The sequence below is a fragment of the Pantoea sp. X-Soil-ISGK-285 genome (genome assembly GCF_059730815.1).
The window spans coordinates 125,699-143,312 of record NZ_AP035938.1 but is presented as its reverse complement, the minus strand read 5'-3'; the positions used below and the strand labels follow the sequence as shown (position 1 = coordinate 143,312).

Sequence of the window (17,614 nt, the reverse complement as noted above, 5' to 3'; positions counted from 1 at the left end):
CATCAACTCAATGCGTTTTTTGAAGCTGGCACACGTCCGATGCCTTGCGGCAACAGCGAAGCCAGCCAGCTCACCCCAACGGTAAGCAGGTTAAACAGCCGACGTAACTGCGGCGGGCCATATTCCGCCAGGCGCAGGTAACCTTTGAAACCGAGGATCATGATATCGGCGAGGCTCTGGACCGGTTTATCTTCCGGAAAACCGTCCTGCCACAGCGCCCAGGTATCGGCGCGGGCGAAGGTACACTGGATAAATTCAATATGCTGCTGAGTGGTCAGTTGATGGAGACGCACGCCAGCCCGGTGGCCAAAGACCCGCTGCACCTGGCACGGGAAGCTGAACTCCTGCTGTCCACGACGCAGCAGCAGCCACACTTTTTCATTCTCCCGCAGCGCATCCGGCTCGCGCATCTCCAGCCCGACGCCGCCGTCAGAGTAGTCACGCAGCGTACAGGGCAGCATATGACCATCTTCGCGTGCAATGGCGGCCGGCATGGCGATCTCCACCCGGTGCGCCTCACGGATCTGCCGTGCTTCAACCGAAACCGCTACCGCACCGCCAAGAATAATCATGTTGTAGAGCACCCAAATCAGGCTCACCCATACCGTCAGTACCTCATTGGCCGGACCGTGCTGCATGCGCCAGAACGCCATCAAAACCCCTGCGAGGTTGAGCAGCACCAGCAGCATATAGGGCTTGGTTATCACCCAGTCCAGATGCTCCTCCTCCACCAGCCCGCCTTTTGCGGTGACGTTAAACTTTCCTTTATGAGGATTGAACAGCGCCACGGTGGTAGGCCGGGCGATATACCAGGCCAGCACCGTCTCGTAGACCTCGCTCCAGAAAGAGTGTCGCCAGCGTCCCTGAATACGCGAGTTGGTGAGGCTGGTATGCAGCATATGGGGCAAAACATAAATGGCGATCGCCAGCGCAGGTGCGTAGATGATGTAGGCATGACAGAGCAGAAACGCCAGCGGCGCCAGCAGGAAGACCAGCCGCGGAATGCCAGAGAGAAAGTGCAGCATGGCGTTGGCATAACAGAGCCGCTGTACCCACTTCAGCCCCTTACCAAATAGCGGGTTATCAAGGCGGAAGATCTGCACCATACCGCGTGCCCAGCGGATGCGCTGTCCGATATGCGCTGACAGACTTTCGGTCGCCAGTCCGGCCGCCTGAGGAATGCGGATGTAGGCCGAAGTGTAGCCGCGCCGGTGCAGCCGCAGCGAGGTATGGGCATCTTCAGTAACGGTTTCCACCGCAATACCGCCAATTTCATCCAGTGCGCTGCGGCGCAGCACGGCGCAGGAGCCGCAGAAAAAGGTGGCATCCCAGGTATCATTACCGTCCTGCACCAGCCCATAAAAGAGCGAACCCTCATTGGGCGTACGACGAAACCGCCCGAGATTGCGCTCAAACGGATCGGGCGAGAAGAAGTGATGTGGCGTCTGCATCATCGCCAGCCGGGGATCTTTAATAAACCAGCCCATGGTCATCTGCAAAAAGGCGCGCGTCGGCACATGGTCACAGTCGAAAATCACCACAAATTCGCTGCGGCAGTACTTTTTCAGCGCGTGATTGATATTGCCGGCCTTGGCGTGCTCATGGGTGGGACGGACGACATAGTTGATACCCACGCTGGCGGCAAAGTCGCGGAATTCCGGCCGGTCGCCGTCGTCGAGCAGATAGATATTCAGGCGGTCTTTCGGCCAGTCGATGCCCATGGCAGCGTAGATGGTGGGTCTGACCACGCTGAGCGGTTCGTTGTAGGTTGGCACCAGCAGATCGATGCCTGGCCACTGATCCCGATCGACAGGCATCGACACCGGCTGACGGTTAAGCGGCCAGAGCGTCTGAAAATAGCCCAGCACCAGCACCACCCAGGCGTAGGTCTCTGCCGCAATAAGCAGCAGACCAAACACCAGACTCAGCGGATCGTCCCAGTTCAGCGTCGAGGTATAGCGCCACCAGAGGTAGCGGCACGATACGGTCAGCGACAGCACAATCAGCATCATGGTCGGGAAACGCCCCGGGACGCGTCGTACCAGCATCGCCAGACTCCAGAGCAGTACCACAAAGATAAACTGCGTCATCAGGCCAAACGGCTGGCTGATACAGAGCAGCGCCAGCAACGTGGCAAACAGGGCAGTGACGGCGAAGAGGCTGCGTCGCACCAGCGGCGACAGCCGCTTCAGCCAGTGTTCGATGCGCACATCGATTCCCTGGGTCTGTGAGTGGGCAACGGCCTTGTCCAGCCAGCGGTAGCCATGGTGGCGCCAGCCAGACAGCGCACCGAGGCCACGGAAACCGCCACGAGCGCGATCGCTCTGCGGCAGGATCACCAAAAGCCACAGCGTCTGGATCAGATAACGCAGAATATCCAGCGGTCGCGGCCGCTCCGGCGAAATGTGCGGATAGAGCCGGCGGCGCTGCTGAATAATCCGCTGCCAGCCCGGCGTTTCGAAGCGAAGCAGCATCAGGCCCAGCACCGACCAGAACAGATGGAGTGCACTGGCGAAGCGGGACGCGCCATTGCCTCGCGCGGTGGTATAGCCCCTGTGCAGCGATTGCCAGGCGGGCGCTGTTAACAGCCAGCACAACGGATTCAAGAGCTCACTCCATTCAGATTGAGCAGCAGCCAGCTTGCCAGCGTGATGATCTCTTCACTGACCAACGCATGTGGCCGGTATTCACCGACCGGCTGCTTCATCATCAGCGCTTCTGCCAGCGCCTCATCCCGGTGGATCAGCAGCGGTATCAACGGATTTAGCGAGGCCATCCAGAGCTGATGCAGATCCTGCTGCAGACGACTGTTGGCATTAAACTGATTGATAATAAAACGAGTGCGCGCCGGAAACTGGCGCTGGCTAAGCCGTAAATGGCAATTCGCGTCTGGCTGAGTGACGCACAACAGGCTGTCCAGCGACGGATAGAGCGTTTCATGCCAGGGCAGGGTATCGGCAGGCAGATCGAAAATAATCCACTGATAGCGCGCCCGCAGGTCCGGTAATGCCTGGAGCAGCGGCGCGGCGATCGCCTCATTCTGTCTGGCAATAGTCAAAGCATGCTGATGGGAAAGCACCCCGTGAGGCAGCAAATCAGGACCATCGGGATAGCGAAACCCGCTGTGCTGCCAGTCACCGCCCTCACACAGTGCTTTCATCCAGCCATTATCCTGCTGAGCGGGCAGATTAAAATGCACGCCGAGCTGGCTGACCGGGGAGCCATCGATCAACAATACTCGTTCGCCGAGTGCCGCCAGCGCCCAGCCTAATCCGGCACAAAGAGAAGTCGTGCCGACGCCGCCCCGTACGCCCTGAAGCGCGATCTGCGGCATCAGCGATCGGTCTCAGACTGGCTGGCAAGGGTTTCCGCTAATAGCGGCCAGCGCGACATGATCGCTTTCAGGCGCTCTTCCCGCGCAATGTCGACATAGCGGAAAGAGTGCAAAGAAAACGCATCACGCAACGCACTAATATCATCCTGACGATCGCCATCAGCGGCAACAGGGTTATAGAGATTGTGGTTTTTCATTACTGTTCGCCAAAAATAAAACAACGTCACACTCAGGATGACCGACTGCGCGTACGCGTAAAGGAAAGTTGAAAAATATTTCCAGAAACGCGGCAATTGCAGAACAATGTGAGCCGGCCTGTGATTAGCAATGTTTAAATTTCTCAGGTTACATCCCGGCCTGTCTATAATAAGCTAGCCTGGACTGGAAAAATAACGAATTCAATATGAAAAATTCTTTTTCGCTGGGGCTGTTGCATGTTCAGCCTGAATTAACGGCATTGCAAACGCCTGGCTGTTATTGGGTGACCTGTGCGCGGCAGGATGACGCCCGCACTTTTATTCGACAGGTAATTTCACATCAGCAGGCCGTAACGCTGATCAGCGCTGACCAGCCGCCGCGTGATTTGCTGACGCCCGACCCACCTGGCGGACCCGATCGTATTCCGCTGTTTTCTCTTTCCAAAAGCAAAGGCAGTTTGTTGCAGCTGGAAAGTGATTTTCTGCGCACGCTCGGCAGTAAAAATGGGTTAGTGATATTTAATAGCAACGCAGCGCAATGGGATAAGCTTGATGACGCAGAATTATCCCGCTGGATAAAGGGCATGCGTCAGACGCTGCATAAAAGAAAGCTCACCCTTTTAATCGTGACCTCCGGCACCACAATAATAAATCTGAGTAATCATCTTCAGCGTTATTTTCGTCAGCTGGATGGCGTTGCGCATTTGAGCTTTCAGCAGGATAGCTGGCAGTATCGAATTAACTGGTGGTATGCCGCGGAACGCCTGCTTGCCGATCGGGCAATACGTCTGGGCTGTGAAAATGAGCGATTTTTTACCTTAAATGAAAAGCAGGAACCGCTGAGCCTCAACGATGAGCAGCATTATCTTGCGGACAACATCGTGCTCGAGGGCGCGCCGCCGCTTTCACGCCAGTGGCAACTGTTCGAGGATAATGAGCAGGTCTGGTTGCGGGCGCAGCAGGCCAATGCCGCAACGGTGATTTTCAGCCTGACCCGCAGCGAATATATCAACGAACTGGCGAAGATGGTGCACAGCCTGCGTCGTACACGCGGCAACGGCCTGAAAATTGTGGTGCGCGAGATGGGTGCCAGCCTGCGTTATAGCGACGAACGTCTGCTGCTGGCCTGCGGTGTAAACGCCATCGTCCCGACCAACGCCACACTGTCGCGCTTTCTGACCACGCTGGAGGGCCTTCAGGGACAGGTGTTTAACCGTCGCGTTCCCGCCAGTCTTGAGGCGTTAACCGCTTCGTTGCAGCCTCTGCATGAGAAAGGCTACCTGCGTCTCGATGCCTTCTGTCAGTCAGTCGGCCAGTTGATCAGCAATACCCTGCTGCCGGAAAATGATAAGGGCCTGCTGGTCGCGTTGCGGCCTGTGCCACAGCTTAAGCCTCAGCAAATCCTGACGCTCTGTAAACCGCGCCGCTTTGGCGACCTGGTCACGGTACTGGAAGATCGTGTCATCCTTTTCCTCTCTTCCTGCCGCTATAACGACCTTGATAAGGCATTGAAATATATCTTTTCTCTGCCTCACGACGAGCTGTTTGCTAACCGGATGGTCTGGTTTGAGGATAATCAGATCCTCGCAGAAGTCAGCAATATTAAGAAACTGACGCCGATGGCAATTCAGGATCTGGCTCCGGTATCAGAGACGGCCCGCGCCGCCGTTGAGAGCCGGCCTGAAACACATGAACGCGCTGCACCGCAGCCCATCACTTTACTGCCGGAGAACAAAGCCTGATGAATCTGATGGACTGGGTACAAATTGCGCTACTTATTCTGGTTATCCTGCTGTTTTTAAAGCCATTATATCAAAAATGGCTACCCCGTCGCTGGAACGGCATCATGAATCGTCTGTTGCCAGCGCGCGCGCTTAAATCGGAAGGTCACTGGCAGCGTCAATCCTCTGAAACGGATAGAAAAAATTAATGAATACTGATCAACCCGCGGCGGCCTCCTCTTCCCGCTTCTGGTCCTCCTGGCGCGGACTGGGCGGCTGGAATTTCTACTTTTTACTGAAGTTCGGCCTGCTGTGGTATGGCTATCTCAATTTTCACGCCCTGAGCAATCTGGTGTTTCTCGCCTGGCTGCTTTTTCCGTTACCCTCGGCGCGCCTGCATCGCATCCGCCAGTTGATCTCGATTCCGGTTGGCATCGCGCTGTTCTGGCACGACACCTGGCTGCCAGGACTCAGCAGCATACTCAGCCAGGGCGATCAGCTGGCGGGCTTCTCTGCGGCCTATCTGCTCGACCTGGCCGATCGCTTTATTAACTGGCAAATGGTGGGAGCCGCCTTTGTGCTGCTGGTTCTCTATCTGTTTGTTTCACAATGGGTTCGCATCACGGTGCTGGTTTCCCTGATGCTGATCTGGCTTAACGTGCTGACGATTGCTGGCCCGGCGATGTCGCTGCTGCCGACCCGGACGGCTACGCCACAGGTCGTATTGAATCAGACACCCAGCGGCGGCCAGCCAGCCGCCACGCCGGATGGACTGGAGCAGTCTGCGCCGCCGACCAGCGCGAATCTCACCGCCTGGCTGAACCGCTTTCATGAAAGTGAACGCCAGCGCGTGACGCATTTTCCCGACAATCTGCCTGCAGATTCGCAGCCTTTCGACATCCTGGTGATCAATATCTGTTCGCTCGCCTGGTCTGATATGGATGCTTCTCAGCTGCGTAACCATCCGCTGTGGCAGCATTTCGACATCATGCTGAGCAATTACAACGCCGCGACCAGCTACAGCGGACCGGCGGGTATCCGACTGCTGCGTGCCAGTTGTGGCCAGACCTCGCATAGCGATCTCTATAAACCTGCCGATCCGCGTTGCTATCTGTTCGACAATCTGGCGAAGCTGGGCTTTAAAGAGCAGTTGATGATGGATCACACCGGCGTATTCGGTAACTATCTGAAGGAGGTGCGCGAGGGCGGCGATATTCAGGCACCGCTGATGTCACAGGCGGGTATCGCACCAGAACTGACATCATTCGACGGCTCGCCGGTATTCAACGATGCGCAACTGATGCAGCGCTGGCTGGACGACCGCAGCAAAAGCAGCGATGCACGCAGCGCCACTTTCTACAATCTGATCCCGCTGCACGACGGCACCCGCGAACTCGGCAGCACCAAAACGGCACCGTGGAAACCGCGCGCGCAACTACTATTCGATCAGCTTGATGCCTTTATGACGCAACTGGAGAAGTCGGGCCGCCGCGTTATGGTACTGGTGGTGCCCGAGCATGGTGCCGCGCTGCAGGGAGACAAAATGCAGATGTCTGGACTGCGCGATATTCCCAGCCCGGATATTACTCACGTACCGGTGGGCATTAAATTCGTCGGAATGAAGGCGCCGCATCAGGCTCAGCCATTGAACATTGATGCGCCGACCAGCCTGCTGGCCTTGTCAGAGATTGTGTCGCGCGTCGTAGATGGGCAGGTATTTAATGCCCCGAATGTGAATATGTCGGTGCTGACTGACAAGCTGCCACAGACGCCGGTGGTGTCGGAAAATGACGGTGCAGTGGTGATGATGTATCAGGGCAAACCCTGGATCAGGCTGAACGGCGGCGACTGGGTCGCCTATCCGCAGTAACGCGTAACCGCCGGGTTGCAGAGCCGTGACCCGGCAGTTAATGGCGGGTCAGGCGCGGCGCCTGCTCCCTGTTGAGCGCGTGGCTGTCGATGGCAGAATAGCGGCCAGTGCCGCCATTCTGCCAGTTATCAGCGCTTCTCCTGAAACGCCTGCCAGGTCAGCAACTGCAGACTGGCAGAAAAGTAGTTCTGATCCGCAGCCAGCTTATCGCTCAGATAGCCGGTTTCATTCAGCGTCAGGTCACGTACCGCCAGCAGCCCGCCCTCAAGATGGTAAGGTGCTGGGGCATTCGCCAGCACGTCGAACCAGGCGGGTGTCAGCATGCGGCTGTAACCCTGCCAGACGCGCTGAAACGGCACCAGTGCCAGACTGTGCGGGTCATACCACCAGATGTTCAGCGGCACGCGAATCGCATCGTAACTGAAGCGGTTCGAGTAGCCGACGGCCGGGGCAACCGAACCGTCGGCATTCAGTGCGACCCAGTCCATTGGCAGCCCGGTTTTGCCAAAGCTCAGCTTACCCAGCAGATCAAAGCCATCGTTAATCAGCTTATCCCAGACCTGAAGATGGCTGTGTTCACCAAACTCGCGCCATGCCTGAAACAGGAAGTAAGAGGGATTGAGCACCACATAACTGACTTTGTTAAAGCCCTGCGCACCCGGCAACATCACGGTGTGGCCGCCAAAGCTTGTGACATCCAGCCTGATAATGGCGCGCTGAATACGGTCAGATTCCTGCTGGTAGCTCTCCACCTGCCATTTCTGTGCAGCACGCTGTAGTGCCCAGGCCAGCAACACATCGCCATCCGCGGCGTTATTCTTGTCGGCGACCGGGTTGTCACTGCCCGGCACGTAGCGCCAGTAAAAAAGCCCGGTCTGCGGATTACGCAGCTGGCTGCGCGTCCACTGCCACAGCCGATCGAAGGTGGCGCGATCGTCGTTGGCCACCGCCAGCAACATGCCATAACCCTGGCCTTCGGTATGACTGACGTTGTTATTGGCGGTGTCAGTGATCCGCCCTTCTGAGGTCACAAAGCGACTTTTAAAAGTCTCCCAGCCGCTGGCACTCGCCTGCGCGCTGCAGGCCAGCAGTAAAACAGAGCAGAGCCAGACCCGCCAGAGTGGATTACGTTTCATTTCCGATCCTATTGATATCGATAGTGCAGCGTGCTGCCATCGTTGAGTTCAAGCGTAACCGGCACAATGCTGCTGCCGCCCTGGCCCTGCAACCAGCCCGAAAAAAGTCCGGCCATCACCGCACCAAACGCCGCCTGCCAGTCAGCTGGAGAGTGGATGTTGTCGCCTGCCGGTAAGGCGTGACAGGCAATCAGCAGCGCCTTCTCTTCCGGCTGAAGCTGCACAAAGCCCCAGTTAAACCGCGCCAGTTGCAGATTGCACTCGCGCTCCAGATCCTGCACGGTACGCGACTCTGGCAAAGGATAGCGGGTCGCCAGCGATTCCCCCATCTTATAGAGAAAGGCTTCCGCCTCCTGCTGACCGGCGTTGGCGATCATCCCGTCAATCAGCACGCTGACCAGGTCAAACCAGCCTGGCTGATAAGGATGCGATACCCCCGAATGCTCACTCATTACTTCTCTCCGAACAGGTAACGGACATAGAGCTGTGCGCTGCTTTCGTTGTAGTCACCAAAGGTGTCATAACCCAGCTGGCCGCCAATCGTCACATCTTTATTGAGTTTGTAGTCCGCCCCAGCGTGCAGGTTGTAGCCGATGCCGTTTTTACTGCCGCCGGAGTAGTAAGCGTCTTTCACGCTGCCGCTGGCGGCAAGGGATTCCAGCTCTGACTGCAGGCTGGCATCCGCCGGGAAGTACGCGCTCTTATCCTGACTGTAGGTCTGATAACCGGCTGCACCGCCAATATTCACTTTCAGATCGTCAAACTTGCGTGAGAACTCTATCGGGAACGAGACCGACGCATAGTTCTGCGGGCTGAAGTAGCCGCCCTGACCGTAGCTGAAGTAGCTGAGGTTCTTTGAGAAGTCCATCCACGACAGGCTCATGCCCACTTTCAGCTCGCGATCCTCAGTGTGGAACGGACGGACGTAGGCGCCGGCTGTTGCCTGCAGGTTGTTGTTGCTGGCGACATTCTCGCCGAGATAGCTGTACGCGCCCGCACCAGCATAGAAGCCGGCATCGCCATTGTCGTAGCTTAACAGGGCGTTAGCGCCGTTTTTGGTGACGCGTCCCCAGCGTTTGCCACTGGTTTTATCTTCTGCGCCGACGTAAGAGAGCAGGCTGTCGGTAATCGCGCGGCGCTCACCGGTCAGGATCAGCGTCAGGAAGTCGGTGAGTTTCGGTGACCACTGTACGCCCCCGACCAGAGTACTGAGATCCTGGCCCAGCGGCGTACTGCCGATATCCACTTTATAGCTGTCGCCCTTCAGCGCCAGATTCAGCTCCACACCTGAGGCGGTTTGCGAATCGGTGGTGGCGTTCGGCAGGTCATTCACCGTCGCACCGCCCGCAGCCACCACCCTGCCCTGACTCAGCGCATTGGTGCCGAAACGGCGCCAGGCATCGGCTGCGCCACTGCCCGCCGTAAGTGAGACCGGCGTGGCGGTAAAGTCGAGGCGCGCCGTTTCAAACGGCACGGTAGAGAAGGTCAGCGGCGCTTTGGCTTCCGTCAGCTTGCTCAGGCCCGACTCGCCATCACGCCCGCGCACCTGCACCATGCCCTGACTCCAGCTGCCGGTTTTTTTCTGCAGCGAATCCATCATGGTGTCGACGTCGTGCAGAATCTGTGACTGTTGAGCAACGGTTTCGCTGCCCGCGGCCGGTTCGCCCTGCGTCTTCACGCCAGCGGCAACGCCCGCCGGTGCCGCCTGCCACGGCAGCACGGTGCCGTAGCTGGATGGTGAACGTCCCACCGGCGAAGTATCACGGTTGATAAACGGATTATCCGCCAGCGCCAGTCCGCCCACGGTCGGCACGCTGCCAGGCTGCGCGCCCTGCAGGCCAATCAGCTGACCGCGCGCTGAACGCAGATAAGCCATCGCCTGAGAATGCTCGCCATTGGCTTCCGCGACCCGCGCCAGCAGCAGCAGACGATCCGGTGTCTGAGTCGTACTGTTAAGGCCGCGACTCAGCTCATTAGCGCGCTGCACATTGTTCTGCGCCAGCGCGACGTTGATGGCCCCGACGCGCGCATCCTGCGTCGGCGTATCCTGGGTCATCAGGTAGTCATAGACCACGCCCGCATCCCGGTTCATCTTGCCGTCCTGGTAGAGACGGGCCATCGCGAACATCAGATCGCGGTTCTGCGGATCCTGCTGCAGTGCACCAATCAGCTTGTCATACGCCACCGCGTACTGACGCTGCTGCCGCAGACGATCCACTTCGTTAATCAGATAGCCATTGCGAATACCGGCCAGTTGCGTCGGCGTACTGCGCGCCTGCAGTTCCGGGTTACTGAGGAAGCGCTGCGCCTCACTACCGAGGCCCGCCTGATTCAGTACCGTCATCTGCGCGGCATAATCGCCCGCATTGCCCTGCACGCCACGCTGCAGGTTAGTCCGCACCACCGAAACGGCGCTGGTGAGATCGCCCGCCTGCGCCAGCTTCTGCGCCAGGTTTCCGGCATCAACCGGGTTGGTGGGTGGATTAACCGTGAGCGCCTTCAGGGTATTGGCGGCGGCAGCCGTCGCGCCCTGCGCCAGATACTGGTCTGCCGTGCTCATCTGCAGATTGAAATTAACCCGCTGCGCCAGTTCACGCATCGCCGCCGTCTTAGCGTTAGCGGGAATACGCGACAGCAGCGTGCTGGCCTGCTGCCAGCCGCCGCTTTCGCTGGCGTTAAGCGCACCGGCATACAGTTCGCTGGTGCTGGCCCCGTTGCGCATCACCGGCTGCATCACGTTGGCCGCCAGCAGCGTGTCGCCCTGCTGACGATAAAGCCGGGCTAAATCAAGCCGCAGCCAGCCATCCGTGGGATAGCGCTGAATACCCTGCTGCAGCGTCGCGATGGCAGCGGCATTGTTACCAGCCGCCAGTTGACGCTTCGCCTGCTGACGCAGCGCATCGGCTTCATTGGCCCGTGGCGTGACGCTCTGGCGAACGCTGTCCGGCAATGCACCCAGCAGCGTACTGGCTTCGGCACCCCGATTCTGCTGACGCAGAACGTAGAACAGCCCCTCTTTGGCGCTGCGGTTATCCGCATCGCTTTGCAGAATAGTGCGATAGAGTTGCTCCGCCTGCTGTGGCTGATTGGTGCGGCGCAGCACGTCGGCGCGGAACAGTCTGGCGGCCAGCCCTTTTTCGCCGTCAGCCTGCACCAGCGGTTCGCTTAATGTCAGCGCCTGCGCCGTGTCTCCGCTTTTCAGTGCCTGCTGGGCGCTGGCCAGCTGTGCATAAAAACGCGCATCGTCAGCCTGCTGCTGACGCGATGAACCCTGATCGCCGCCGAGCTGAGCAGACCGCTGCAGATAATCCGCCGCTTCCTGATAACGTCCGGCTCGCTGGGCCACATAGCCCATGCCCGCTAACGCATCGGCATCCTGCGGATTCGCACCCAGTACTTTTTCAAAGCTGGACTGCGCACCGCCGACGTCACCGCTGTTCAGCGCGCTGAATCCGGCCCCTTTTTCTGCGCCGCCGACGTTTTTACGGTAGTAGTCGATGACGGCGGAGTCCTGCGGATGACGCTGCTGCCAGGTCTGATAGAGCGCCGCATCTGACGGCTGCGGACCGAGCCACAGCAGCGCCTGACGCAGTGAGCGGTCGGCATCCTGATTACCGCTCGCCAGCGAACTCAGCACCTCAATGCCTTCGCGACGGGTCGGTTCCTGATAGGTCAGCGCTTTACCCAGCGCCAGCCGCGCGCCGGTGTCCTGCGGATGCTGAGCCGCAAACTGGCGCAGTGCCTCAACCGCCTGCGGCAGCAGCGTACGGTCGCCCGCCATAGTGAGATAATATTCTGCCGCGACGCTGGGTGGTGGCGCATTGCCGCTGAAGGTGTTGCGCCAGGTCTGTAACGCCGCCGGAATGTTGCCGCTGCGCGCCTGCTGACGCGCCAGCGCAAGCTGCGCCTGCGGAATGGTCTGCATCTGGCGCGCGTTATCCAGCTCGCCAAGATGCGGATCGTTGGGGGAGACCTGACTCAGACGGGCGCGATACTGCGCCGCCGCCGCAGTGTCGCCACCCTGCTGTGAATAGAGCGCCAGCAGGTAGAGCGCCTGAGTGTTGTTGGGTTCAACCATCAGCACCTTTTGCAGTGAGGCTGTCGCCAGGTCGTCATGCGCTTTCTGATGCCAGTAAGAGGCCTGATCGAACAGCGCCTGCAACGCCGGATTGGCGCTTTCCGCCGCCAGCAGCGGCTGTGACAGGGCCAGCGCACTGCCCAGCAGCAACGCCTTACGGATACCGGCACTTAACAGATTTTTTTTCATTATTATTATCCTTACTTCCTGCCGGAATCACGGTCCTGCTTTGGGTTCAGACGTCGCCAGGCGTGACGCTTCAGCATCACCCAGGCCGCACTGCCCACCAGCGCGGAGAGCAGCATCGCCGCCACCGCCAGCAGCACCGAGTGCTGGTTGGCATACCACACCACCATCATGTACCAGGGCAACTCACCGCTGGGGAACTGCGCGCCGACGCGGAAACTGCGGATACCGTTTTCATCGGTAATAATCGCGGTATCGCCACGAATGCCGGCGTTAATCTGCGCTGAACTCAAATCGTTATGCAGTCGCAACAGCTGATCGTCGCTGGTTGCCACCGTCATCACCACCAGCCGATCGCGGTTCCATGGCGATCGGTAGCTGAGGAAGCCTCGCCACGCTTCGTTGGAGGAGAAGTAACGATCGGCATCCAGCTGCTGACGGCTCCAGTCACCGGTCAGCCAGCCGCGTAATTTTTCCAGCGTATCGGGCTCTTTCACCCCAAAGGTGCTGCCAGTCGCGTCATAAGGGGAAGCCGCCAGCATCGCCTGGTTAAAGGCGCTGTTGCCGGTGGTGCTCACCGCCAGCAGATCGCTCTGCTGTATGCGCGCCAGATGGGTGCCGCCAGTCGGCAGGCCAAACAGTACCTGATTCTGTGTCAGCGCCAGACCGGTGGCTTTACCAGCCCGCGCCGCCAGATCCAGCAGCGTTGACAGTTCAGCATCGCTGGGCGTTTCCGGCAGCAGCAGTGTGGTCTGGCTGAAATCGGCCAGACGTGAGAACGGGAAAGAGGCACCCACAAAGTAAGAGAGGTTTGGCAGCATGCTGAAGTGACGGGTATGGCTCAGATCGATCCATGAATCCTCTTCAATCCGGCTCTTGATGTTGTTGTTCAGTAACACACCGCAGGGCGCATCAGCCCGCGGTTTGATATTGAAGTAGAGCGCCAGCTGGTTATCGCCATAGATCAGGTAGGGTTCGAGATTAAGCTGATACTGCTCCTGACGCGCATCACCGCCCAGACGGTGCCAGGCGTTCTCCAGCAGGCCAACTTTGTTCACCGTCAGATTGCGCAGAAAAGTGCCGTTAAGCATGACGTTAAGGAAGGAATTATCCTCATCGATCCAGCTTTCGGACGGGAAGCGATAGTGCAGATTGACCGGCACTGTGTCGCCATCCCACAGGAACAAATCAGGCGCGGCGCGGAAGTTAACACGCAGCGCATCATGCCAGATGCCGCTACTGGTCAGACTCTGATCTTTACGCAGCAGTTCGCTCAGTCGTACCGGACGGTCAGTGTTAATCCAGCGCGGGGCATCGTAAGGTTTGCGGTTTGCAATAGTCTGTGCGGGGACCTGCAGATGACTCTCATCCGTCGTCAGTGGCTGCGTCGTCAGACGGTTCGACGCCTGACGCAACTGCTCCTCATTGTTGCCACTGACCAGCAGCAATTTGTAAACCGGATTATTGGGATTATCCACCACCTGCAACATCGGACCGTTACTGGCCGGGAAAGTCAGGGTGCCGATCCGGTCACCAGGATGACCAAACAGGATGCCGTTGTGTTCCGGCAGTTCGCCGCGCACCACCGGGAAACGGATGCCGCGATAATCACTCTGAATGCCAAGCCATGATGTCACCAGTGCCGCCGCGCTGACAGCATCGGCTGAAACATGACTGGCAAAGCCCACCGTCACGGTGGACGCCGTCATCCGCTGAGGATCCAGGAAGGGGCGCGGGAAATTAAGCAGGCTGGTGCCGATATTGAGCTTCTGACCCTCAAGGTGCAGCGATGTGTTCGGCAGAATGGTGACCTGATACTGCTGTGCGCTCTCTCTTTCACACAGCAACTTGTCCGCATCATTGATTTTAAAACTCAGATTGTTCGCCGACACCACCATCGCCGCCGGAATATCCAGCTCATAGTCGCTGACATCGCTGTCCGTCGCACCCAGCGGCAGCGTGCCGAGCGGCTGACCATTCAGCATCAGTTGCAGCGACGTATTGCGTGCCGCCAGCGCAGCTGAGACGCGCAGCGTCAGATTAAGTCGCGCATTGGTGATGACTTCATCGCCGGGCAGGGTAAAGGTGATGCCCGACTGAAGCTGACCGCCGGTCAGCGTGATGCCGCGCGACTGGCCCATCTGGGCCACTGAAATAACACTACTGATTGGCTGATTGATGGCAGCCGCGATCGGCGGCTGCGCTTCTGCAACCGGCGCAGCTACCTGGCTTGGCGCGTAGGGCAGCGCACTGGCGGCCGCTTCCAGCGCGGGATCGGCACTGCTCAGGCCCTGCGGCAGGGGTACTGCTGACAGCGCGCTGTTGTCCTGGGTCACCGCGCCGGTGGCGGCCATCGGCGCGGTGGTCTGGGCAGAAGCCGCCGCCTCACCGGTCGATGACGCGGTCTGAGGCGTTGAGGTCGCGTCACCGGTCACTGAAGATGGCTGAGTTTGTGATGTCGACTCGCTACCTGGGGCGTAAGAGGCGTTCACCGGGGGTGTCATGGCATTGGGTGATACACTCTGAGGCGCCGAGGTCGGTGCAGATTCTGCGGACGGTGTCGCAGATGGCGCATTTGCCGCAGGTGACACTGACGGCATTGCAGACTCTCCACCGCTGACCGGGGCGGCTACCTGGTCTGAACCTGCCGTCTGGGTGGAACCATTATTTATGGGTGCCACAGATGCCGCATCGCTGGCCGGAGCCTGATTTGTCGCGGGTGCACTGACGGTGGCATCGGCAGGCTGCGTGGTGGAAGCAGCATCAGGCGGCGTCGGGGCTGAACTGTTTACCGGCGCACTGGCAGGCTGCGCGGTGGAAGCAGCATCAGACGGCGTCGGAGCTGAACTGTTTACCGGCGCAGCACTGCTGTTATCAGTAACAACCGGCGTTTCAGCGCCAGCGGGCGTCAGCCATAACGCTGCGGTCAGTGAACTGACCAGCAAAGTTTGCGTCAGGATCTTCATGCCGCCCCATCCTCTTTCGCCGCCGCGGCAACCGGGTCGACATTTTTACGTTTATCGTGGCGGCCTTTCCACGTCAGCCAGAACAGCTCAAAGACGGTACGGATAATAGTGCCCAGCGAAATCAGCGGGTTGTCCTGCTTATACTCCGGCTGAATCCAGGCATCAGCACGAGCCAGCACCACACGGACCAGTTCGCGACGACGCGCCAGCGGCATCGCCTCAAAGCGCAGACGGATGCTCTCATCATCGCCGGAAATCTGACTGACCGGGATAGTGATCGCGCCGGATTTCAGCAGCAGATCAATCTCTTCAATCTCATCAGTTTCATGACGTGCATCGGGTGCATCAAGCTGCGCGCCGCCCATCGAAAGGTTGCTGGTCTGGGTGCGCGATGAAATGCCGCTGGCGTAATGAATAATCGCCGGGATTTGCACTTCAACACGAATGGTTTTACGTACCTGCTTAGTTTCGCGCGCCACGGCAATTGCCGCCATCAGAATGATCAGGCTGAAGATCGCCCAGCCGACGTTGAGCGCGATAACGTAAGGATCGACGCCAAAATAGTCATGCATCACGGCACGCACCACGCCGGCTACAATGCCAATGCCCAGCAGCAGCGCCACAATCACATGCGGACGCACGATGTGGAAATCGAAGAAGCCCTGATCCAGCACGCCGCCTTTATCGGTCACGTTAAACTTGCCATGTTTTGGCGACAGCAGGGTCAGAATGGTCGGGATTACCAGATGGAAGCACATCACCGTCTCATAAATTTCACCCCAGAAGGTGTAACGGAAACGGCCATTCATCCGTGAGTTAACGTAGAGCGACATCACCAGATGGGGCAGCACATAGGCAAAGATCAGCGAGGCCGATGAGTGAATAATATTCAGGTTAAACAGCAGGTAAGCCAGCGGTGCGGTCAGGAAGGCAACGCGTGGCAGGCCAAACTGGAAATGCAGCATGGCGTTGAGATAGCAAAGACGCTGCTGCCACTTCAGGCCACGGCCAAACAGCGGGTTATCGACGCGGAAAATCTGTGTCATGCCACGCGCCCAGCGGGTACGCTGAATGATATGCAGGCCCAGACGTTCTGTTGCCAGACCGGCAGCCAGCGGGATCGACAAAAAGGCTGAGCCCCAGCCCAGTCGCTGCATTTTCAGGGCGGTGTGTGCATCTTCGGTCACGGTTTCAACGGCAAAACCGCCAATCTCTTCCAGCGCTGAACGACGGATAACCGCACAGGAGCCACAGAAGAAAGTGGCATTCCAGTTATCGTTACCCTGCTGCACCGGGCCATAAAACAGCGAGCCTTCGTTTGGAATGCTGCGTGCGGCGCGCAGGTTACGCTCAAAGGGATCGGGAGAATAGAAGTAGTGCGGCGTCTGTAGCAGCGCCAGCTTCGGATCTTTCAGGAACGGTCCGACCGTCGCCTGCAGGAAGGTGCGCGTCGCCACGTGGTCGCAGTCGAAGATGCAAATCAGCTCACCTTTGGTGATTTTCATCGCATGGTTGAGGTTCCCGGCTTTGGCATGTTTATTGTCGTCACGGGTGATATAACCCACGCCGACATCCGCCGCAAAGCGGGCAAACTCGCTGCGCTTGCCATCATCCAGCAGATAGACCCTGATTTTGTCACGCGGGTAGTCGATACACTGCGCCGCGAGTACGGTGTCGCGCACCACATCAAGACTTTCATTGTAGGAAGGCACATAAATATCGACCGTCGGCCACAGGCTGGTGTCGTCCGGTAAGGGTTCGATGGTGCGTTTTAATGGCCAGGTGGTTTGCAGGAAGCCAAGAATTAAGATCAGCCAGACGTACAGCTCCGCCAGATATAAGCCAATGCCTAAGATAGCTTCAACTTCGGAATTAAAGTGCAGCGTCTCGGTGGTCCGCCACCAGATATAGCGGCTGGACATCAGCGCAGAGAGAACCACCATCACCACCGTTATTTTGCGGCTCTTGCTGAAACCCAATAAAAACATCATGCCGATGCTGATCAGACCAAAAATATACTGTTTCTGGCTGTCCATTGGCGTAATGATGATCACCGCCGCAACGGGTGCAAGCACCAGCAGCAGCAGGTAAAACCCGATTTTACTCATGATTCACCCTGAGAAGAG

General features: G+C 58.4%; 11 protein-coding genes. 3 read left to right on the top strand and 8 right to left on the bottom strand.

Translation table 11 applies throughout. The features are described 5' to 3' along the window. Positions 1 to 2 precede the first annotated feature (2 nt). From bcsA (AC6I8B_RS00635) to bcsR, 3 genes are read right to left on the bottom strand one after another with little or no spacing between them, the layout of a single operon-like run. Positions 3 to 2,606, bottom strand: coding sequence for a UDP-forming cellulose synthase catalytic subunit (bcsA, locus tag AC6I8B_RS00635; protein WP_050680412.1), 2,604 nt, complete (start codon positions 2,604 to 2,606; stop codon positions 3 to 5). Then, positions 2,603 to 3,334, bottom strand: a complete 732-nt coding sequence (bcsQ, locus tag AC6I8B_RS00630) for a cellulose biosynthesis protein BcsQ (RefSeq protein WP_050680411.1) — start codon at positions 3,332 to 3,334, stop codon at positions 2,603 to 2,605. The genes bcsA (AC6I8B_RS00635) and bcsQ overlap by 4 nt, the downstream gene beginning before the upstream one ends. After that, positions 3,334 to 3,531, bottom strand: coding sequence for a cellulose biosynthesis protein BcsR (bcsR, locus tag AC6I8B_RS00625; protein ID WP_050680410.1), 198 nt, complete (start codon positions 3,529 to 3,531; stop codon positions 3,334 to 3,336). Before bcsR ends, bcsQ begins: the two co-directional genes overlap by 1 nt. 206 nt (positions 3,532 to 3,737) lie before the next feature. Here bcsR and bcsE point away from each other — a divergent pair, with 206 nt between their 5' ends. From bcsE to bcsG, 3 genes are read left to right on the top strand one after another with little or no spacing between them, the layout of a single operon-like run. Then, on the top strand, positions 3,738 to 5,273 hold the full coding sequence (gene bcsE, locus AC6I8B_RS00620) for a cellulose biosynthesis protein BcsE (protein WP_050680409.1): 1,536 nt from the start codon (positions 3,738 to 3,740) through the stop codon (positions 5,271 to 5,273). Then, positions 5,273 to 5,461 carry a cellulose biosynthesis protein BcsF gene (gene bcsF / locus AC6I8B_RS00615; RefSeq protein WP_010257418.1) on the top strand — a complete coding sequence of 63 codons (189 nt, stop codon included), beginning with the start codon at positions 5,273 to 5,275 and terminating at the stop codon, positions 5,459 to 5,461. The genes bcsE and bcsF overlap by 1 nt, the downstream gene beginning before the upstream one ends. Then, complete coding sequence (bcsG, locus tag AC6I8B_RS00610) at positions 5,461 to 7,122, top strand: cellulose biosynthesis protein BcsG (protein WP_050680407.1); 1,662 nt, start codon at positions 5,461 to 5,463, stop codon at positions 7,120 to 7,122. Before bcsF ends, bcsG begins: the two co-directional genes overlap by 1 nt. Positions 7,123 to 7,250: 128 nt before the next feature. On the opposite strand, the gene AC6I8B_RS00605 is transcribed toward bcsG, so the two are convergent. The 5 genes from AC6I8B_RS00605 to bcsA (AC6I8B_RS00585) are packed head-to-tail and all read right to left on the bottom strand — an operon-like array spanning position 7,251 to position 17,596. After that, positions 7,251 to 8,258, bottom strand: a complete 1,008-nt coding sequence (locus AC6I8B_RS00605) for a family 8 glycosyl hydrolase (protein WP_010671652.1) — start codon at positions 8,256 to 8,258, stop codon at positions 7,251 to 7,253. An 8-nt stretch (positions 8,259 to 8,266) separates the two neighbouring features. Then, entirely contained in the window at positions 8,267 to 8,710 is a 444-nt protein-coding gene (gene bcsD, locus AC6I8B_RS00600) for a cellulose biosynthesis protein BcsD (protein WP_033767602.1), read from the bottom strand. After that, complete coding sequence (locus AC6I8B_RS00595; protein ID WP_157354056.1) at positions 8,710 to 12,525, bottom strand: cellulose biosynthesis protein BcsC; 3,816 nt, start codon at positions 12,523 to 12,525, stop codon at positions 8,710 to 8,712. Before AC6I8B_RS00595 ends, bcsD begins: the two co-directional genes overlap by 1 nt. Before the next feature lie 11 nt (positions 12,526 to 12,536). Then, entirely contained in the window at positions 12,537 to 15,488 is a 2,952-nt protein-coding gene (bcsB, locus tag AC6I8B_RS00590) for a cellulose biosynthesis cyclic di-GMP-binding regulatory protein BcsB (protein ID WP_157354059.1), read from the bottom strand. Next, entirely contained in the window at positions 15,485 to 17,596 is a 2,112-nt protein-coding gene (gene bcsA / locus AC6I8B_RS00585; protein ID WP_157354062.1) for a UDP-forming cellulose synthase catalytic subunit, read from the bottom strand. The genes bcsB and bcsA (AC6I8B_RS00585) overlap by 4 nt, the downstream gene beginning before the upstream one ends. Positions 17,597 to 17,614 lie beyond the last annotated feature (18 nt).

Coding starts and splice junctions, on each gene's coding strand:
- bcsA (WP_157354062.1), bottom strand. CDS start 17,596: ATGAGTAAAATCGGGTTTTACCTGCTGCTGCTGGTGCTTGCACCCGTT.
- bcsG (WP_050680407.1), top strand. CDS start 5,461: ATGAATACTGATCAACCCGCGGCGGCCTCCTCTTCCCGCTTCTGGTCC.
- bcsR (WP_050680410.1), bottom strand. CDS start 3,531: ATGAAAAACCACAATCTCTATAACCCTGTTGCCGCTGATGGCGATCGT.
- bcsQ (WP_050680411.1), bottom strand. CDS start 3,334: ATGCCGCAGATCGCGCTTCAGGGCGTACGGGGCGGCGTCGGCACGACT.
- bcsD (WP_033767602.1), bottom strand. CDS start 8,710: ATGAGTGAGCATTCGGGGGTATCGCATCCTTATCAGCCAGGCTGGTTT.
- bcsB (WP_157354059.1), bottom strand. CDS start 15,488: ATGAAGATCCTGACGCAAACTTTGCTGGTCAGTTCACTGACCGCAGCG.
- AC6I8B_RS00595 (WP_157354056.1), bottom strand. CDS start 12,525: ATGAAAAAAAATCTGTTAAGTGCCGGTATCCGTAAGGCGTTGCTGCTG.
- bcsF (WP_010257418.1), top strand. CDS start 5,273: ATGAATCTGATGGACTGGGTACAAATTGCGCTACTTATTCTGGTTATC.
- bcsE (WP_050680409.1), top strand. CDS start 3,738: ATGAAAAATTCTTTTTCGCTGGGGCTGTTGCATGTTCAGCCTGAATTA.
- AC6I8B_RS00605 (WP_010671652.1), bottom strand. CDS start 8,258: ATGAAACGTAATCCACTCTGGCGGGTCTGGCTCTGCTCTGTTTTACTG.